Annotated in this window: 13 protein-coding genes; 3 read left to right on the top strand and 10 right to left on the bottom strand. The window is 36.2% G+C overall.

The features are described from left to right. Window positions 1-492: 492 nt before the first annotated feature. The 4 genes from F6K15_RS05595 to F6K15_RS05580 form a co-directional block, all read right to left on the bottom strand. The gene (locus tag F6K15_RS05595; RefSeq protein ID WP_293058109.1) at window positions 493-960 is read right to left on the bottom strand and encodes an AAA family ATPase; all 468 of its coding nucleotides are present in this window, start codon (window positions 958-960) and stop codon (window positions 493-495) included. Between the two features lie 80 nt (window positions 961-1,040). Then, the gene (locus F6K15_RS05590) at window positions 1,041-2,330 is read right to left on the bottom strand and encodes a glucose-1-phosphate adenylyltransferase (RefSeq protein WP_293058106.1); all 1,290 of its coding nucleotides are present in this window, start codon (window positions 2,328-2,330) and stop codon (window positions 1,041-1,043) included. Window positions 2,331-2,615: 285 nt separating this feature from the next. Beyond that, a complete protein-coding gene (locus F6K15_RS05585; RefSeq protein WP_293058103.1) occupies window positions 2,616-4,583 on the bottom strand; it encodes a pentapeptide repeat-containing protein in 1,968 nt (655 codons plus the stop codon). Window positions 4,584-4,932: 349 nt separating this feature from the next. After that, the gene (locus F6K15_RS05580) at window positions 4,933-5,637 is read right to left on the bottom strand and encodes a hypothetical protein (RefSeq protein WP_293058100.1); all 705 of its coding nucleotides are present in this window, start codon (window positions 5,635-5,637) and stop codon (window positions 4,933-4,935) included. 140 nt (window positions 5,638-5,777) lie between these two features. Between F6K15_RS05580 and F6K15_RS05575 the strand changes: the two genes are divergently transcribed. The 3 genes from F6K15_RS05575 (at window position 5,778) to F6K15_RS05565 (ending at window position 9,375) form a co-directional block, all read left to right on the top strand. Beyond that, window positions 5,778-7,253, top strand: coding sequence for a glycoside hydrolase family 13 protein (locus F6K15_RS05575; RefSeq protein ID WP_293058097.1), 1,476 nt, complete (start codon window positions 5,778-5,780; stop codon window positions 7,251-7,253). A 1,023-nt stretch (window positions 7,254-8,276) separates the two neighbouring features. Continuing rightward, window positions 8,277-9,257, top strand: coding sequence for an aldo/keto reductase (locus tag F6K15_RS05570; protein ID WP_293058094.1), 981 nt, complete (start codon window positions 8,277-8,279; stop codon window positions 9,255-9,257). After that, window positions 9,202-9,375, top strand: coding sequence for a hypothetical protein (locus F6K15_RS05565; protein ID WP_293058091.1), 174 nt, complete (start codon window positions 9,202-9,204; stop codon window positions 9,373-9,375). The genes F6K15_RS05570 and F6K15_RS05565 overlap by 56 nt, the downstream gene beginning before the upstream one ends. A 700-nt stretch (window positions 9,376-10,075) precedes the next feature. Here F6K15_RS05565 and F6K15_RS05560 read toward each other — a convergent pair. The 6 genes from F6K15_RS05560 to F6K15_RS05535 form a co-directional block, all read right to left on the bottom strand. After that, window positions 10,076-10,681 carry a HEPN domain-containing protein gene (locus F6K15_RS05560; protein WP_293058089.1) on the bottom strand — a complete coding sequence of 202 codons (606 nt, stop codon included), beginning with the start codon at window positions 10,679-10,681 and terminating at the stop codon, window positions 10,076-10,078. Then, on the bottom strand, window positions 10,665-11,729 hold the full coding sequence (locus F6K15_RS05555) for a ParA family protein (protein ID WP_293058086.1): 1,065 nt from the start codon (window positions 11,727-11,729) through the stop codon (window positions 10,665-10,667). Before F6K15_RS05555 ends, F6K15_RS05560 begins: the two co-directional genes overlap by 17 nt. A 10-nt stretch (window positions 11,730-11,739) precedes the next feature. Then, window positions 11,740-12,249, bottom strand: coding sequence for a DUF4112 domain-containing protein (locus F6K15_RS05550; protein ID WP_293058083.1), 510 nt, complete (start codon window positions 12,247-12,249; stop codon window positions 11,740-11,742). Between the two features lie 366 nt (window positions 12,250-12,615). Next, complete coding sequence (gene dnaK / locus F6K15_RS05545) at window positions 12,616-14,535, bottom strand: molecular chaperone DnaK (protein ID WP_293058080.1); 1,920 nt, start codon at window positions 14,533-14,535, stop codon at window positions 12,616-12,618. 1,569 nt (window positions 14,536-16,104) lie between these two features. Next, entirely contained in the window at window positions 16,105-17,133 is a 1,029-nt protein-coding gene (locus F6K15_RS05540; RefSeq protein WP_293058077.1) for a 3-oxoacyl-[acyl-carrier-protein] synthase III C-terminal domain-containing protein, read from the bottom strand. Between the two features lie 606 nt (window positions 17,134-17,739). Continuing rightward, window positions 17,740-18,711 carry a hypothetical protein gene (locus F6K15_RS05535; protein ID WP_293058075.1) on the bottom strand — a complete coding sequence of 324 codons (972 nt, stop codon included), beginning with the start codon at window positions 18,709-18,711 and terminating at the stop codon, window positions 17,740-17,742. Window positions 18,712-19,053 lie beyond the last annotated feature (342 nt).

The raw sequence follows: 19,053 nt of genomic DNA, 5'->3' as shown, positions 1-19,053 counted from the left end.
TTTATCCCCTTAAAAGGGGAGGCTTTAGACCACGATTTTTCGGTAAGAGTGTCAGTTTTTTTATCTATTTTTTGATTGCCCGCAACCAATTTAGGATTGCTATAGTTTATCAGCTTTAATTCAAATTATTATCTGCAATATCTTGAAGTTTAATGAGTCTTATCAAACTTTTTTGTGGTGCAAGAAATCTCAATTTAAAATTAATTAGGGCTTGCTGAATTAATTCATAATAAAAAATCTCAGAATAAAGGTTGATTTATAGTTGTGATTTTGCGATAAATTTAATGGGTATTGTATGTAGAAAAAATCTCATTTTAACAATGAATGATTAATCATTACCTTTTTTTAAAAGAAGAGGATTTAGTAAAAAAAATTTTCCTTTTTTCGATGGGTAGAGGCTATAAACCTTAATTGTGTAATATTGTATAATAAGGTGCGAAAAAATCTCTTATCTTGTGTTTTATACTTTGCGATAACAATAATTTTCAACCCCTACCTTAATTTAGTAATTCGTTTCACTATATCTAATCCTTCTTCACAACTTGGAGGAGCATCTGTTAACTGCCGATACATTTTCATGATTACTTCTTCAGGAACTTGACGCTGTCGTTGCCGATTTCTTATTAAGCATAATTCTAATGATTTGTCAAGCCATAAACCAGTTAGATGGGTAAATCCACTTTCCTTTGCCAAGTCAATTACTTGTCGTCGTTGCCTACGTTGGACATTTGTAGCGTCATATATGGCCAGAGATGTTTGGCGTACAGCTTGGTAAAATTTTTGCTGTACTTGTTGCCATACTTGGAGCCAAGGTCCTTGAATTGCTTCATCACCAAATAACTGAGCACGGATAGCATCAGTAGAAATTAATTGACACTGAGGATATCTAGTAACTATTTTCCTGGCTAAAGTGGATTTGCCACTAGCTGGAAGTCCAATAAGAATAATTAGTCTGGTCATAAATTAGCAATTAGTATTTTGTGGTTAGCAGCATTTACTAATAACCGCTAACCAACTAACAACTAAAACTCAAACACTTACTAGATTACTGTGCCATCTGGGATAATGGCATTCTTCAAGACAACAACAATACCGCTACGAATGATAAATCCATCTTCCTCACGTTGAGCTTCCTCTATACGATCTTTATTAATAATCTGGACATTGCGACCAATGCGGGCATTCTTATCGATGATCGCCCCACGAACAGTAGTTTCAGCACCGATACCCAATGGGACAATACCCTTTTGTAGGCCAGATTTTCGTTCTGCAAAAGGTTCGTAGTAATCTGCACCCATTAGAAGAGAGTCTTCAATTGTACAACCAGCTTCAACTCGCGATCGCAATCCTAAAACACAATGGTCAATTCGGCATTGCTTAAGAATACAACCTTCTCCAACAATTGACTCTGTAATCTGGCAGTCTAAAAGTTTACTTGGTGGTAAATACCGGGAACGTGTATAAATAGGAGCTTTTTCATCATAAAAGCTAAAGGGTGGTTGAGGCTGTTGGGTCAAAGCCAAATTAGCTTCATAGAATGACCTAATCGTCCCAATATCTTCCCAATAACCTTCAAATGGATAAGCTTGAAGATTATAATCTTTGGCCGAACTAGGCAAAATTTCTTTACCAAAATCTGTATGGTCTGGAGATTTATCTAGGAGGTCAATTAGAACTTGTTTATTAAAAACATAAATCCCCATTGATGCAATGTAGGGTTGTTCTTTAGCGACTTCTGGACTAACTCCTAATACAGAAGTATCGACTGCCATAATTTTTAGATCGTCCCCTTTAGGTTTTTCGCTAAACTCAATAATCCGACCAGAGTCATCAATTTTCATTAAACCAAAATCAGACGCCCTTGCTTCATCAATGGGTAAAACAGAAAGAGTAACATCTGCCTTTGTTTCAATATGACGTTGGACAAACTCCCGATAGTCCATGCGGTAGAGATGGTCTCCAGAGAGAATTAAAAAATAATCAATATCCCACTCTTTGAACAACCATATATATTTACGGACAGCATCTGCTGTTCCTTGGAACCACTCTGGATTATCTTTAGTTTGTTGAGCTGCGAGAACTTCGACAAAACCTTCACTGAAACCAGGGAAGTTATAGGCACGAGTAATATGACGGTTTAGAGAAGCTGAGTTGAATTGGGTCAGAACATAGATTTTCTCGATGTCTGAGTTGATGCAGTTACTGATGGGAATATCTATCAACCGATATTTCCCAGCTAGGGGTACTGCTGGTTTGGCCCGCAGTTTTGTTAATGGATAGAGACGGGTACCTGCGCCACCGCCTAGAATTATACTTAGTACGTTTTTCACGGTTGAACCTCATTGCCAACAACATTGTCATTATCAGTGTCCAACGGCAGGGGATCATTGGCAAGGGGGTAGATAGTAGGAGAAGTCAGAAGTCAGAAGTTAGAAGTTAGAAGTTAGAAGTTAGAAGTTATCCCTGACTGAGTTGGAGCATTTTTAAATGTTCTAAGGTATTTTCGTGGTGTTATGTTGTAGATATGGTTAGGTTAAATTTTGGTTATGAGTAGGCGATCGCTAATTATTGTCCTTTTTCAATTTAACCTTCGCACCACTAAAAACTAATTTTTTTTATAAACCCAGAAGTGCAGTGAGAGTTGGCAGGTAAGTTTTGAGAGTTGTTGCTAGTTTGCTAGTGTCTGTCACTGCTGCTGTTAGACCTTTGAGAGCATTCAAAGCCATGGAACAAAGTTTTCGCACGCGCTCCCCTGATGTTTTTTTGCCTTCTTCTGCTATGGTTTCTACAGCTTCAAGAGCTTCCTTTTTTTGAGCTTCTGATAGTACAGAGTCGCCATTAATTGATTCTTGCAAGGCAGTTAAAATAGTTGCTAAATCTTCGCCTTTTTCTGTTTTAATATCCTGGAGTTGTTGGATTGTATTGTTAATTTGACCGTTGAGGTTTACTAATGCCATACTTCCAGAATTTGTGAGCTTAACATCGCTTAGATGAACATCTCCAGATGTGGTTTTATCTCCACTCACTAAATCTCCACTTACTGTGGGATTTTCATTTTTGTTGTCCATAATTTCTACCTTTTCTGAAGGGTTTAATAGTATATTAGCTTTATTACCTTGAATGGATAATTCATTATAATAATTATTTGTAATGCTCTGATGAATTGCTGGTTTGTCTGCGGTTGGTGAAACGCCGATTTGTGCGAGGACCACATTCTTATCTTTTTGTTCTATTTTCCAGCGACTTTTATTGATTCCTTGATATTTATTTGCTGTTTTATCTAGAGCAGTACCTAGAGCTTGCCAACCGCCAAAATCAAAATCGTGTAAAAGTACATCTACAGTTTCTTGAAGTTCATCTATCCATTTTTCAAATTCACGATCTTGAAATTCTCCACTGTCTGGTTTAGGTTCTAAAAAACCGTGTTTGCCTTGTTTTATATAAATTCTTTTACAATCAACATTTTTAAAGCAAGTACGACTATTTATACTCCAATCTTCTATACAGGTTTCTGTTAGATTTGCTCTGGAAAAATCTACATCTAATAGTTGAGCTTTAGATAAATTTGCTCCTTCTAAATTAGCATCTGTTAAGTCTGCGCCATTTAATTTTGCTCCTATGAGAATAGCTCCTGCTAAATTAGCTCCTTTTAAGTTAGCACCACTAAGATTTGCTCCAGTATAATCTTTGCCAGCGCCATCCTCTGGATTTGTTAATAGTTTTCTGACATGGGGGTCTTCTAAAATTGTATCTTGTAGTCTAGATAATTCTAACCCTGTAACATTTTTAAAACTAGCGCCAGTTAATGTAGCTTTTCTAAAATCTGTATGGGGCAAATGTGAATTATCAAAACAAGCATTTGTTAAATCAACACCGTAAAAAGAAGTTCCACCTGTGGCAGATAAAAATACAGCTATTTTTTTTATCCATGCAAATTGTGGGGAACCTCTGATAGCTTTTCTAGCAACAATATAACCTGTCAGAATTGTGGCAATTTCTGAAATATATATTATTATTTCTTTTTGTTCCTGTTGTGGGTCATCAGTTTTTCCAGTAACAGCTATAGCTGCCAAAATAGTAGTACTTAGAATCAAAAAATCACTTATAGTTTCACCCGCTACAGATGTAAAACTTATTGCAGATCCAATCATTATTATTCCTAAGTACGCTATGACAATAACCAATCCAATTAATGCTAGTAATTCAATTCTTGTATTAGATGTTTTTATAACATTAATCAATACAATTGCAATACAAAATATGAAAGCAATTACAATAAAAGTATTTATTTTGATGCCATTCGCAGCTAAATATAAGAAAAAAATATAAGGTACTAATATTATTAATCCAAGTTCTATTTTACCAAAGTAATATTCATCTGATAGAGTTTCAAATATCATACTCAGCGATATTCCTGAAAGTAAAGGTATTGTAGTTGATAAAATAGTGCCAAATATTCCAGTTCCTACGACCAATATTTTACGGATTCTCTGATGCCCACCTTGTGAATTTACAAAGTCTTTGTTTTCCAGATTATTTGTAAAATAAATACTACGAATATTATTTGAATTAGACTTTTTCATGTGATACTTTCAGAAGTATTTTCAATTAATTAAAAGTTATAGCAATCCTATTTTATTCGTAGCAAAAATCTTACTGTTTTTTAGGCAACAGGCAACAGGTAGGAGTTTCAACTTTTTTATCTACTTTTTGATTTGTCCCAACCTATTTAGGATTGCTATAGTCCTGTAAATGTAGTGATACAGAAGATTCCGCCCGTTATGAGGTACAAATATTAATTATAAAGCTTTCTAGTGCGGGCATCTTGCCCGCGATAGGTTTACCTCACGGGCAATAGAAAGCGCTGTATCTATAAAGTAAACCCCTTTCACACTCAGGAATCTAACCACAAAAATCACTACTTGTACAGGACTACCGATTGAAAAATCTCCGTAGCCATTTTTCTATATTAATTGTCCATGTATAATCACCGAAAGGATTATTAAAAGATATATCTATATGCTCAGTTCTAAGAATCTCTATAAATTCTGCTGAAGTGCCTGTCTTTTTCATAAACTCAGCTTCATTTTGATACTTTTTCTTAATATAAAGATCTATGTCAAACTTAAATAATGGTATATCTACTTCTTTTCCCTTTAAATCATTAATCTCACAACCTAAAATATCACAAATTTTTTGAAGTTGTTCTTGGGTAGATGTTTCTTCTAATTTCTTTTTGCTGATAAGTTGGGTACTATAAAAAGCCAGTATTAATTCATCTACCCCAGAATTCTGGCTTAAATTTTTTAGTTTGTCAGATATTTTTTTTACTTTGTCAGATATTTGCTGATCGTCGAGATCATTATTTGGGTCGAGATTTGGGTCGAGTTTCTCTAATATCTTAAGTTGAATTGCTCCTTTTTTAATATTTTCAATGTTCAGTGGCTCATACTCATTATTAGAAATAATCATAGTTTTTGGTGCATCTGAACCCTCAAACCATCTTGTCGGAAATTCTTCTATCCAATCTTCTGTAGGGTTATTTGGATTAGATTCAACTTTAACTTCTTCTATTGATTCATTACTCTTTGCTCCCTTTAATTGTAGAGCCTTTTTTGTCAATTTTAGCCATGTCATAATTATCTAACCTTAGACTAAATTAATTCTCTCATTATACTAAACTTAAATACAGAAATAGAAGATATATTTACAGAATTTTACAAGAAATTCACTATCTGATAACTTTGAGTAGAACAACCTAACTAAAACATTTATTCATGCAAATTCAAACACCAGAATGGGTAAAACACGCCGTATTTTACCAAATATTCCCAGACCGTTTTGCCAAAGGTCAACCACCCACCAAAACCAGAAAAGGAATAGACAAAGGTTATTATCCTTCTACCCTAGAACCTTGGGATGAACCTCCTACTCCCCAAGGTTACAAAGGAGGAAACCTCTGGGGTGTCATCGAACAACTTGACTATATTCAAGACCTGGGTGTCACTGCTATTTATTTCACCCCTATTTTTCAATCAGCTTGTAACCATCGCTATCATACCCATGACTATTATCGAGTCGATCCAATTTTAGGAGGTAATGAAGCTTTAAGAGTATTGATAGATGCTGCCCACGATCGCAATATTAAAGTCGTTCTGGATGGAGTTTTCAACCATGCTAGTCGGGGTCTCTATTTCTTCAACGATATCTTGGAAAACGGTCCTCACTCACCCTGGTTACATTGGTTCAAAGTTGAAGACTGGCCTCTTTCTGCTTACGATGGTAGTTTACCTGCTAATTATGTAGGATGGATAGGCAACCGTGCTTTACCTGTATTCAATCACGATAACCCAGAAGTGAAAGAATATATTATGCAAGTAGGGGAATATTGGTTAGAATTTGGCATTGATGGTTGGCGGTTGGATGTGCCGTTTGAAGTTAAGACTCCTGGGTTTTGGCAAGAATTTCGCGATCGCGTCAAAGCTATTAACCCAGAAGCTTATATTGTGGGTGAAGTCTGGAGTGACTGTGTGCAATGGTTGGATGGTACTCAGTTTGATGGGGTAATGAATTATTTGTTTACTGGACCGACTATTGCTTTTACAGCAGGCGATCGCGTGGATATTGACCTAGTTAAAGGTTGTGACTATTCAGCTTACCCAGCTATATCTGCTGTTGAATATGGTCAAAAAATGCAGGAGTTGCTGCAACTTTATCCGTGGGAAATTGAACTAACTCAACTCAATTTATTAGACAGTCACGATACAGCTAGAGTTTTGAGTATTGCTCAAGGAGATAAAGCAAGTGTTGAGTTAGCGACTCTATTGTTAATGACTTTTCCCGGCGCACCTAGTATTTATTATGGTGATGAAGTAGGTTTACCAGGGAAGTTAGACCCTGACTCTCGTCGTGGTTTTCCTACTACTGAAAAATGGGATACTCAAGTTCTGGAATATCATAAAAAGTTAATTGCTATTAGAAATAAATATTCAGCTTTGCGTACTGGTAGTTATGAGGTTTTATTTGCAGAGGGAGATATTTATGTATTTGCCCGTATTTTAGGAGATGAGGAAATTATTGTAGCTATTAATAGTGGTATAGAAGCAGCAAAAGTAAATATTTCTGTTACTCAATTTAATTCTCAACCTAGTAAAATTGTTTATGGTAGTTGTGAATTTTTATGGCAAGAAGAATCTACTGAATTAGAATTAAATTTACTCCCTAGAAAAGGCTGTATTTTAGTTGAAAATTAACCGTATTATATCATGTTTGCTTGAATACTTACACTTTGGAGGAGAAGGCAGAAGGCAGAAGGGAAGAAAAGGTTAGAAGGGATAAAGTTTTTGATCGCTGATTATCCGAACATGATATTATACCAATTTGATAAATTTTTGCTACAAATAACTAGGATATTTCTTAGGAGTCAACCCACCCCTAGCCCCTCCCAGGAGGGGAAGTCAGGAATCAGGAGTCATATGGGAATGGCTTTAATACCATTTTTTATGGCATAAATTATCTTTTTTTTTCAAAGGGACATCTCCTGTGAAGTCTTTTTATTGCTCTTACTATTCGTAACATTCTTTTTTCACGCTTGGTATTATAGATTCACAAAAGTAGTTAATTATTTTCTTGTTTTAAGAGGTTGTTTGTCAACAAAAGATCGAGTAGGGTGTGTGACGGTACGGGAAGAATAAGAAAATTTGCTCTATATCACAAAGAATTGACTTGATATAACTAGATTTATTCGCCTAAGTTGATTTTATTTCTCATCTCATGTCCGGTAGCATCGGAGCGTGTATAGAATTAAGTCACAATTGGAAAAAACCCTTTCCTAGGTCATGCTACGCAAACAGCATAGCTGCCCTCTGCCTTTCTTCCAGCAAAGTATAGAACCCTGATGATATCTATATAATTATGGTAGTCAAGTCTTTTCGCGCATCAATTTTGACCGAAAATCATCTGAAGGAGTGTTTTTTGTATTATTTCTCCCCACATCTTCCCTCTTACCTTTCCCTCCTGGGAGGGGGAAGGGCTAGGGATGTGTTGTCTCCTGTCTCCTGTCTTCCCCTCCTGGGAGGGGTTAGGGGTGGGTTGTCTCCTGTCTCCTCGCTAAAAAAACGTGCGTATTTATGAAGATACGATCAGGGGTTCTATAAGCATTCAAGCGGACATGATATCAGACATTTATGAAAGTATTTTTAGCTTGAAAACGAGTGGCTCCACCTTCAATTAGTGAGAAAATAATAATAGATAAATAAAATAGAGAAATAGTCAGGATGCAAACTAAACAAAAACTTATCCTACCAAAAATGGGCTGTGGTACATGGGCATGGGGCAACCGCCTCCTCTGGGGATATGATGAAAGTATGGATAATGAGTTGGAAAATGTCTTTAATCTTTGTGTTGCTAATGGTGTGACTTTATTTGATACAGGCGACTCCTACGGTACAGGCAAATTAAACGGACGTAGTGAAATGCTATTGGGGCAGTTTTCCCAAGCATACACAGGTGCAAATCAAGATAGTATTTGTATTGCGACAAAACTTGCTGCTTATCCCTGGCGATGGGGTCGCCAAGCAATGATTTCTGCTGGCAAAGCATCGGCCCAACGCCTTGGAAAAAATGTCGATCTGGTACAGATGCACTGGTCTACAGCAAATTATCTACCCTGGCAGGAATGGGGACTTTTAGATGGTTTGGCTGACTTGTACGAACAAGGCAAGGTGAAGGGCGTGGGGCTGTCGAACTATGGGCCAAAACGGTTGATGAAAGTGTATGAAAAATTTCGCGATCGCCATATTCCTATCACTACTCTACAGGTTCAATATTCTCTATTATCAACCTATCCCGTTACAGAATTAGGAGTTAAAGAAATCTGCGATGAATTGGGAATTAAATTAATTGCATATAGTCCTTTAGCATTGGGAATATTAACAGGAAAATATTCAGAAAATGGTTCTCTTCCTCAAGGTATTCGAGGTTTTTTGTTTAAGCAAATATTACCGGGAGTTCGCCCCTTATTATCATGTTTGGAAGCAGTGGCAAAGTCAAGAAATAAAACGATGTCGCAAGTAGCAATTAACTGGTGTATTTGTAAAGGTACAATTCCTATTCCGGGGGCTAAAAATCTAGCACAGGCAGAACAAAATATTGGTGCATTGGGTTGGGAATTAGATTCTGGTGAAGTTGCGGAACTGGATAATGCTGCGGCTAGTACGGATAAGAAAATGGTACAAAATATTTTTCAGACTAAGTGATATAGCAGAAGGAAGAAGAAAGAAAGAAGAAGGAAGAAGGAAGAAGAAGGAAGAAGGAAGAAAGAAGAAGGAAGAAGGAAAAGTTTTACGTTGTCTGAGTTTTAAACTTTTGAACTAGACATCTCCAGATAAAGAGGCAACAGGCAACAGGAAACCCACCCTTAACCCCACCCAGGAGGGGAATAATTGATAATTTATGGATAATAATTGATTTTATTTTTTATTTTTGGAGATGTCTAATAGAAAAATTTTGGGTTATACCAATAGTCCTCTTGATTTATAATCTATAAGTCTGTAATAATTAAAGTCTAGTTAGCGCAAGGTTAAGTTAAACGCTAATACCAATAACACTTGCTAATCTCGTTTTTACAGCAGTTAATAACCACCTCAATATTGGGGTGGTTACTTTAGTTGTTCTACTCCTAAGAAATAATTGCGAATTTACTTGATATTAATCATAACCAGATGTAATAAATTGTATGATTTGTACCAATAAACTAATAACTAAAACACTCAAAACCGAGTTTTTTTTCGATTTACCTGAAGAGGAAATTGACGTAAGGTTATTTGTTCAATTTGGAATCGGAACTTCATTAATGGATAATTGATAATGGATAATTGATAATTACCTCTGGTTAAAACAGTTCTTGATTGAATATAAGGAAACATTATTTCTTCTCTTGGTTGATTGGATATGGCGAGGGGACCTCGCCATCCCTCAACCGCTTTTTTTCCCCTTAAAAGGGGAGGCTTCAAGACGCAAATTGTTTAATTATTAATTATTAATTATTCGGTAACATTTCAGTATAAAAAAATTATCAAAGAATTGAATGAATACTATCAACAACCTCTTCAATAAAGTCAACTGCATCGCCCACCAGAATTTCGTCAATTCCCCATCTATTTCCTAAACTTAAAGTAGGGTCTATGTCTGCTTCGTGAGCAATCTTATTTCGACGGTCAATAATAATTTTTAATTCTTGCTTAATATCTTTGTCTGGCCTACCCATAATATTTCCAACTTCTTGCCACAATTTTTTATCTGAAATTAGCCTAATTGCATCTGCTATACTATCTGGTTGTTGAAAACTTTTATAACTATGTCGCTGTCGAATTTCATCTTCTAAATAAGATGCAAAATCTGGAGGATTTTTTAACCCCTCTCTTGCAGTACCTAAAGAAATTTGAAAACGAGAAAATGCAGGGGGTTCAGGACGCAAACCTTGATGAATTTCTAGCATTCCTAGTATCACAACTTCATGTATATAATAGTCTAAAGCACTTACAGCTAGAACTAAGGCAGCTCTTAATATATCTGAAAGATCCAGAACAGAGGTAGACTGAGCTTTAACAGAGTTATGAACAGCTATCAAATCTCTAACACGATTAATACTGACATGAAATTGGTCAAGTGCAGACTGCATTTGAGCTTAGATTAATGATTCGATCAGCTAGAGTTGAAAAAGCATCTCTAAATTTAGAAGATGCTTGCAAGGTATCTTTTAAAACTTTTCCTTGTTTAGGTTTAGAGCCGTGATTAGAAATTTGCTCTTTTGTCAATGCAAAAACAGGTGTTTGACAGTTCTGAGATATGGCAATAAGACTATTAAAATCAGACATTTGAGTTAAACAATAGTCATTCATATTTTGAGAAGAGTAAACTTCATTTGGAAATAACATCTTTTGTTCTTTTAATGATGGAACTAATTCATCTAAAACAGCTTTTTGAATTTTATCTATCCATTCCTGAAAACTAGCAGAAGGTTGTTTATTTCTGATTCGATAGTTTTGGATAATCGTTCCTAGAAAAAGAGGTGTTACTTTCGGAAAAGGATAAGTAGCTTCTTTCAAAACTTTTAAGTCACTCGCTTTTTCTGCCCAAATATGCCATTTTGGCATTATTCTAGCTAGTGAATCAATTGCCATTATAGAAAAAAAGTCAGGAACAGTAGGCACAATAAAAAAATTGCTAGTCATAAGTAAGTTCTGATTTATTGAACTTAAACTAGGACTCATATCAATTAAAATATAGTCGGCATAAAATTTTTCTGCTGTCTTTTCAAATAAATAAGAAATTGAACCGGGAAGGTTTTGAAGAGTTTGAATAGAACCACTTAATTCTTGAGCTATTCCTAGAGTTACCTCATATTCAGCTAATCCCACATGACCAGGTAACAGAAATAAACCATCTTGTTGTTCAATAGGAATACAATTAACCGCTTCTACTAATCTTGGCTGAGACTCGAAAGCAGGTGCTAAAGCAGATTTGATATCTTGTTTTTTACTGTAAATTTCTTCTAATTCTTGTTTACGAGAAAACCCCAATACCATACCTGTTAAATTGCATTGTGGGTCTGTATCTACCAGAATTACTTTTTTTCCCTTCGATGCTAACATCCAACCCAAATTAAATGTTGTTGTTGTTTTGCTAACCCCACCTTTATGATTAAAAAGTGCAATTTTCTGAACCATTTTTCTCAATCTAACCTGATACAATAAACTGTAAAATCTGCACCAATAAACTAATAACTAAAAACCCCAAAGTAGCAATAACAATAACAAATAAAGTTAAACCGCCCAACAGCAAAAAAATAAACCAGCGATCGGCACTTTTACTAACTTTAGGAGACTCTAAATGAGCCTCCAAAATATCCATATTTTTAGAATTTGCCTTCCACGCGACATCAAACAAATCTCCAAAAACAGGCACAATTCCTGCCAAAGAATCAAATACAATATTAGAAGACATTCGCATCAGAGTTTCCCTGGGCAAACCCATCATTGCTGCTGAAAATACAATATAAACAGAAATAAGTCCTCCTAAAAAATCACCACCTCCAGGAATTAATCCCAGAAGTGGGTCGATACCAACGCCATAAGAAGTACCAGGAACACGAATAGCATTATCTAGTAAATCGCTAATTTTACGCAATTGTCTGACTTTAGCTGCTTGAGAGCGATCGCCAGGAGCAGTGGGAGATGGTTTTGCCATTAGAAGTATGTGAGTAAAATTCAATAAAAGTGTAAGTTCAGTAGGGTGTCACATCACCCACACCCTACTGAACTTACACTTTATGCTTAAAGACTACGGCGTTGCTGATTTGAGGTACGATATCATGTCCGGATTCAGAGGGGGAGCATACTCCTGATTACTTCTTCTTTCGGCGTTGCTGATTCTGGGTATGATGCAAGCCCCCCTAACCACCCAATTCTGGGGGGAATAAAACTCTAAAAGTCCCCCAATTTTGGTGGATGCGCGGGGGCGTGGACTAGAACCAAACAATCGCGCATTCATACTTGAATTCAGCAACACCCTTCTTTCTTCCCTCCTGACTCCTGACTCCTGACTCCTGACTACTTAGCTTTTAGTTTCAGTAAAGTCAGCATCAATTACATCATCTCCACTAGCAGAACTTGAGGAAGATTTAGCAGAACCATCACCATTAGGAGGAGGAGGAGGAGTTGCTCCATCAGGAGAATCTTGTTGATAAATATTGCTGCTAACAGTGTAGAGAGCTTGTTGCAACTCAGTAGTTAGAGACTGAATACGCTCGTCATCTTCTTGAGAAACAGCATCACGCAAATCTTTAACCAACCCTTCAATCTTAGTTTTATCAGCTTCAGGAACTTTATCTCCCAACTCCTGAATTTGCTTCTCAGCTTGATATGCTAAAGAGTCTGCTTGGTTTTTGCGGTCAATTTTTTCACGACGCTCTTGGTCAGCAGCAGCATTAGCTTCTGCTTCTTTCACCATCCGATCAACTTCAGAATCTGGTAAAGTGGAAGCACCTGTAATACTGATAGACTGTTCTTTACCAGTACCTTTATCCTTCGCAGCTACATTCAGAATACCATTAGCATCAATATCGAAGGTAACTTCAATTTGAGGTACGCCACGAGGTGCTGCGGGGATACCATCTAGGCGGAAAGTTCCTAAACTCTTGTTGTCGTTAGACATTTCCCGCTCTCCCTGTAGTACATGAATTTCTACATTTGTCTGACCATCTACAGCAGTTGAGAACACTTCTGATTTTTTGGTAGGGATAGTTGTGTTACGAGGAATAATTTTGGTCATTACGCCTCCCAAGGTTTCTACACCTAGAGATAGAGGAGTAACGTCTAACAAAAGAATGTCTTTAACTTCACCCGCTAATACACCCGCTTGAATTGCAGCACCAACAGCTACCACTTCATCAGGGTTAACACTTTGGTTTGGATCTTTGCCGAGGACTTTCTTGACTATATCATGGACTGCGGGTATCCGAGTAGAACCACCAACTAATACCACTTCATCAATGGCGCTTTTATCTAACTTAGCATCTCTAATTGCGTTTTCTACAGGAATGCGACAGCGGTCGATCAGGTCAGCACAGAGATCTTCAAATTTACCTCTAGTTAAGGTGGTATCTAAGTGCTTAGGTCCATCTTGGGTAGCGGTAATAAATGGTAGGTTAATCTCTGTCTGGGTAACGCTAGAAAGTTCAATCTTAGCTTTTTCTGCTGCTTCTGTTAAACGTTGCAGTGCTTGCTTATCTTTCCGTAGGTCTATTCCTTCTGCTGTTTCAAATTCCTTAGCGAGGAAATCAACAATTTTCTTATCAAAGTCGTCACCACCAAGGTGTGTATCGCCGGAAGTCGCTAATACTTCAAATACACCATCACCTACTTCTAGGATGGAAACGTCAAATGTACCACCACCAAGGTCAAATACTAAGATAGTTTCGTTACTTTTCTTATCTAACCCATAAGCTAGAGAAGCTGCGGTAGGTTCGTTGATGATCCGCAATACTTCTACACCAGCAATTCTACCTGCATCTTTGGTTGCCTGTCTTTGGGAGTCGTTGAAATAGGCTGGTACGGTAATTACTGCTTGTGTTACTGTTTCGTTAAGATATTTACTAGCATCGTCAACCAGTTTACGCAAAACCTGGGCTGAAATTTCTTCAGGGGCAAATTGTTTTTCTAATGCTGGGCAATCTAATTTAACGTTACCATTAACATTGAGTACTTTATAGGAAACTTCTGTGGTTTCATTGGTTACTTCATCAAATCTACGCCCGATGAACCGCTTTACTGAGTAAAAGGTGTTTTGGGTGTTCATCACCGCTTGACGTTTGGCGATTTGCCCTACGAGTTGTTCTCCTTTTTTACCGTAGGCAACTACAGAAGGGGTTGTACGGAAACCTTCTGCATTAGCAATTACTGTGGGTTTACCACCTTCCATAACTGCAACACAGGAGTTTGTTGTACCTAAGTCAATTCCGACTACTTTTGCCATAAGAGTTTTTTTGCTCCAACCTTTACAAAATTTTTTACTTTTTGTCAACCCTAGTTTTTCAGGTTGACTTAAGGACTAATATTTGAGCCTTCTGGATTTAGTCCAGGGCCTGTCCATTTTTTATACAGTCTTTAAGATTAAGTTACTTATATCTATACTGCGATTATTTAGACAATTCCATGAAGGCGTGTTTACCGAACATCAGGGAATATTGGACTTTGAGGAACTTTTATAATTTTGCTCCTTTACTCTTTCTAATTTACGCTCCTTGAGGGCTTTGTTGCCATTGTGGCAAACCGTAAGTTATGTGTTGTGTTTGCCGTCTAGCGATCGCTTCTTCAATAGTTCAATTAAAAAAAAGAAGGCGAGAAAACGGAAAGCTTTTCAACAATTAATAATTAATAATTAATAATTAATAATTAGGGTTTGCGTATGGAAAGTCTTTTGGTAGAGGTAGAAGTCAGAAGTCAGAACTCAGGATAAATGATAATTATAGAGGAGGTATAATTCAACAATTAATAATTAATAATTACCTCTCCTTGAAAAGAAGAGGATTGACTAATCATGAAAATTTTTCTTCTCTTGGTCTCATGGATATGGCGAGGAGACCTCGCCATCCCATCCTAACGGACTGCTCCGCAAACGACCGCTTATTATCCCCTTAAAAGGGGAGGCTTTAAAGCACAATTTATCGGTAAGAATTGTCTTTAGATTTTTCTGCCTTTGTCTGCCCAAAATGTTAACTTTTTGACCTTAAATAACCGAAAAGCTGGCACTTTTTTTTAACCTAAAACAACTAAAGTATTGATCTATCAATGCTTTGATATTTAATCAGCAAGCCCTACTTAACTGAACTGTATTGAAGTATAATGGTAGAAGCTATCTATTTAGCTCTTTTCCTTCTTTGTTTTGTTCCTTAATTTCCTGAATTACTACTCCCTAAAACCAACGAATTTTGACTTCTTTTAAATGTGCAAAAACTTACTATCTAGCTGATTTATAAAATCTAAAAAATTCAACTGTTGATAAAGCAGACAAATCATTGGCAAATCAACTCCCGACTCTTTTGCCATCTGCAAAGGATGTAAGCATTCAGCCTTCAGCTATTAGCCATCAGTTATTGCTTTTAGTTGACGATCAAAGGTTTTTTCCTATCATAATCTAGTTTCATACTGGTTAAATAAGGTTTCATTTTCTCTGTATGGTCGAGCATTTTTTTGATAAAGCGACCATCTATATATTCGCCCGCAACTCTTTGCTCCTGCTGCGAATTCCCACGTTAATTTTTATACTAAAAACCGCGTATCTTTATTAGCCATAATTTCATTTCTTCTGGCATTTAATACTACGGAAAGACCATTAACTGAAATGACTTATCAAAATAATATGGGTCGCGCAACCCCGCCTTTTAAGGCGATCGGGTTTTTTGAGCGAAGCTCAAATCCCCTACTTCCCCTCCACCGGAGGGGTTAGGGGTGGGTTAACTTCTAACTTCTGACTTCGTTAACCCCATCCATTTTTTCTTCCTTCTTCCTTCTTTCTTCTTCCTTCTTCCTTCTTCAATACAGTTTAATATTTAATCACAGTTGCTCCCCAAGAAAACCCTGCAGCGCTACTGGCTAAAACCACTAAATTACCAGGCTTTATTTTCTCTAACTCCATAGTTTTAGCTAAACAAAATAAAGTATCTGCTCCTCCAAAATGGCCACTTTCTGTCATAGAAATAAATGTATTTTTTTCGCTTAATTTCAGAGATTCAAGCAGTGATAAAAATACACTTTTTTTTATTTGATTACTAAATAAAAAGTCTATTTTTTCTAGAGAAAAACCACTTTGTTGCAATGCAGTTATTATAACTTTTTTATAGTTTTTTAAATAAATTTCCGATAAAATTTTGTCTAATTTTTCACTTTCTTCTACTTTAACATAATTAAGTTCTAAGTCAATATTTTCACCTTTTACAGGCAACTTAGTACCGCCCAAAGGTACTCGAATAAAATCAGCTAATCTCCCATCAGTCATGCCATAATAGGAGAGAATTTTGTTACTAGACTCTCCTTTTTTTAACAGCGCGGCGGCTGCACCGTCGGAGAAAGTAAGCATGAAACTTATATTTTTATCCGAGTAATTAAGCAACTGGGATAATTTCTCGCTACAAACAACTAAAGCATAATTTAAGCTCGAATTTGCCAGCAGCATATTTCGGCAAATATGAATGCCTAAATTGCCACCGTTGCAAAAATTTCTAACTTCAAAAGCATGAGCATTTTCAGCACCAATAGCAGCTTGAATTTTGGCTGCGGGAGACCAAAATCTGTAATCGTAATCTCCCCCACCACAATAAACAATTAAATCTATTTTTTCTGGTTGAATTTGAGCTTTCTCGATCGCCGATATTGCTGCTTTAATTCCCATATCGCTAGGATGCTCGTCTTCAGCAGCAATTGGTTTTTTTTCCATGCCTAATTTTTCTGTTAAAACCCACAGAGGAATATCTGCTAGTTTAGCGATCGCTTCGCTAGTCATAACTCCTGAAGGAATATAATAACCAATTGTTGTAATACCGACTGTTTCATTATTTTTTTCGTTTTCAATCATGCAGTTTCTACTCTTTAGTCAAACATTTCAAAGTTATAATTAGGGTTTGCGCTTCACTAGTCTTTTTGTAGGGGTAGAAGACAACCCACCCGCGGGTCCCTCCCAGGAGGGGAAGACAGGAGAAATGGCTCGGGAGCAAGGAGGTAGGAGTAAGAATTGTAAGAATGATTTTTCTGCCCAACTATGCGTCTAATATACACTCCTTTTTGAGCATGAAGAGCTGAAAAATTTGCACTGCAATTCGACCTCAAAAAGGCACTTGTCTTTATATGTCAATGCTTTTAGATTTAATCAGCAATCCCTAATTAGATATCTCCAAAAAAGAGGGATTAGGGGAAAATAATTGATAATTTATGTACGATAATTTATTTTTTATTTGATTTTTGGAGATTTCTAATAGACATCTCCTTTAAAGCCTTTTAATCACACTTATTATTCGTAACATTCTTTTTTCAAAATGGTATTATAGTCCAAGACGGTTCACAATAATACCAAAACTCATAAGGTATGGAAGCATGATTGGTAGCTATTCAGAATTACAGAACTGCAAAAAAAATCCCTCTTCCTTCTTCCTTCTTCCTTCTTCATAAAAATTGATTAATTTGCTTACTCATCTTCAGAATTTATAGAATTTATTTCTGTAGGAAGAGTTAAAGTCACAATGCTGAAAAGATTAAGACTGCGATAACCATCAGATATTATATCTGCATATTCTTTAGAATAAAAAGGACCGCTATTATAAGCAAATCCTTCTCCTACTTCATATCTTGTTAATTCTGGTAGTGAAGTAGTCACTACTTGAACCTGTCGTTCGTTTTGTGGCGCTACTATTACATGATATCTAGCAGCATTTGATTCTTGACTAATATATTCAGAAAGTAAGCCATCTAATTCTCCCATGATTAGCCTTTCTTTTTCAGAAACTTCTTCATCAATATTCACCAGAGCATTGATAATATCTTTTAATTCTGATACTTGTTTCTGTGGTGGAGAAGTTGCCAAATAATCATTTACATCCTGACGTAAATTTATCAAATTTATAGAACCACCTGCACTTAGATTTTTAGTTAAATTTTCCCAGGATAAATTAATATCCCAATGGTCAGCAAACGATTGAATAAACTCTTTTTCTCTGGGGTCAATTACTTCATCAATCATAGCTACCTGACTTAAAATATTGATGATTTTTTTAGCTCCCGAAGGTTTTAAAAATGACTTAGCTAAATCTCCAGCTTCTTTTCTTTCAAAATTAAGGGCTTCTTTGATTAAAGTCCAGAAGCCTTTTTTTCTTTCTCCAGGTACCCATAATGACATTCCTACAAAAATATAGAACAATGCCAAACCATTAAATAATATGTTGTCTATAAAACTTACATATTCTTTAGTGAAAAGAGAGTTAATTGCAAAAATAGTTCCAATAGTAAAAGAAAGTAGATTACCACTAACAGATTGACTTTCTGCAACTACACGCTCATGTTTTCGCTTCCAGATTGGATTCATTGTTAAGTAAACTTCTGCAAGAGAAAATCCTATGGATAAAAAAGCTAATATAGATATTACTTTCTGAAAAATTTCCATGATACTGCTCCAAAATGTAATAACAATTTAAAAATTTACAACCAGAGAATACATAACATACATATTACAATATGGTTGATATTTGGTCGTTCTATAACTGCTATGAGGCTAGGCACAGACAAGTTATAGATAAAATTAATTTACCACAATTTCCAGAATTAATATAATATAATTAATTATCTTAAAAATTATCTGTAATTAACTATGACCAAAAAACTTTGGTCTCAAGCTTCGCCCTCTTAAGGGGATAAAAAAGCGGTCGAGAGATGGCGAGGTCTCCTCGCCATATCTAATCGACCAAGAGAAGAGAATATTCCTTATGTCAAACCTCCTTATTGCAGA

Origin of the sequence: Okeania sp. SIO2B3, from assembly GCF_010672525.1 — a bacterium.
Classification (GTDB): domain Bacteria; phylum Cyanobacteriota; class Cyanobacteriia; order Cyanobacteriales; family Microcoleaceae; genus Okeania.
Note: the sequence above shows the minus strand (reverse complement) of the source record. Positions and strands in the feature narration are given on the sequence as shown.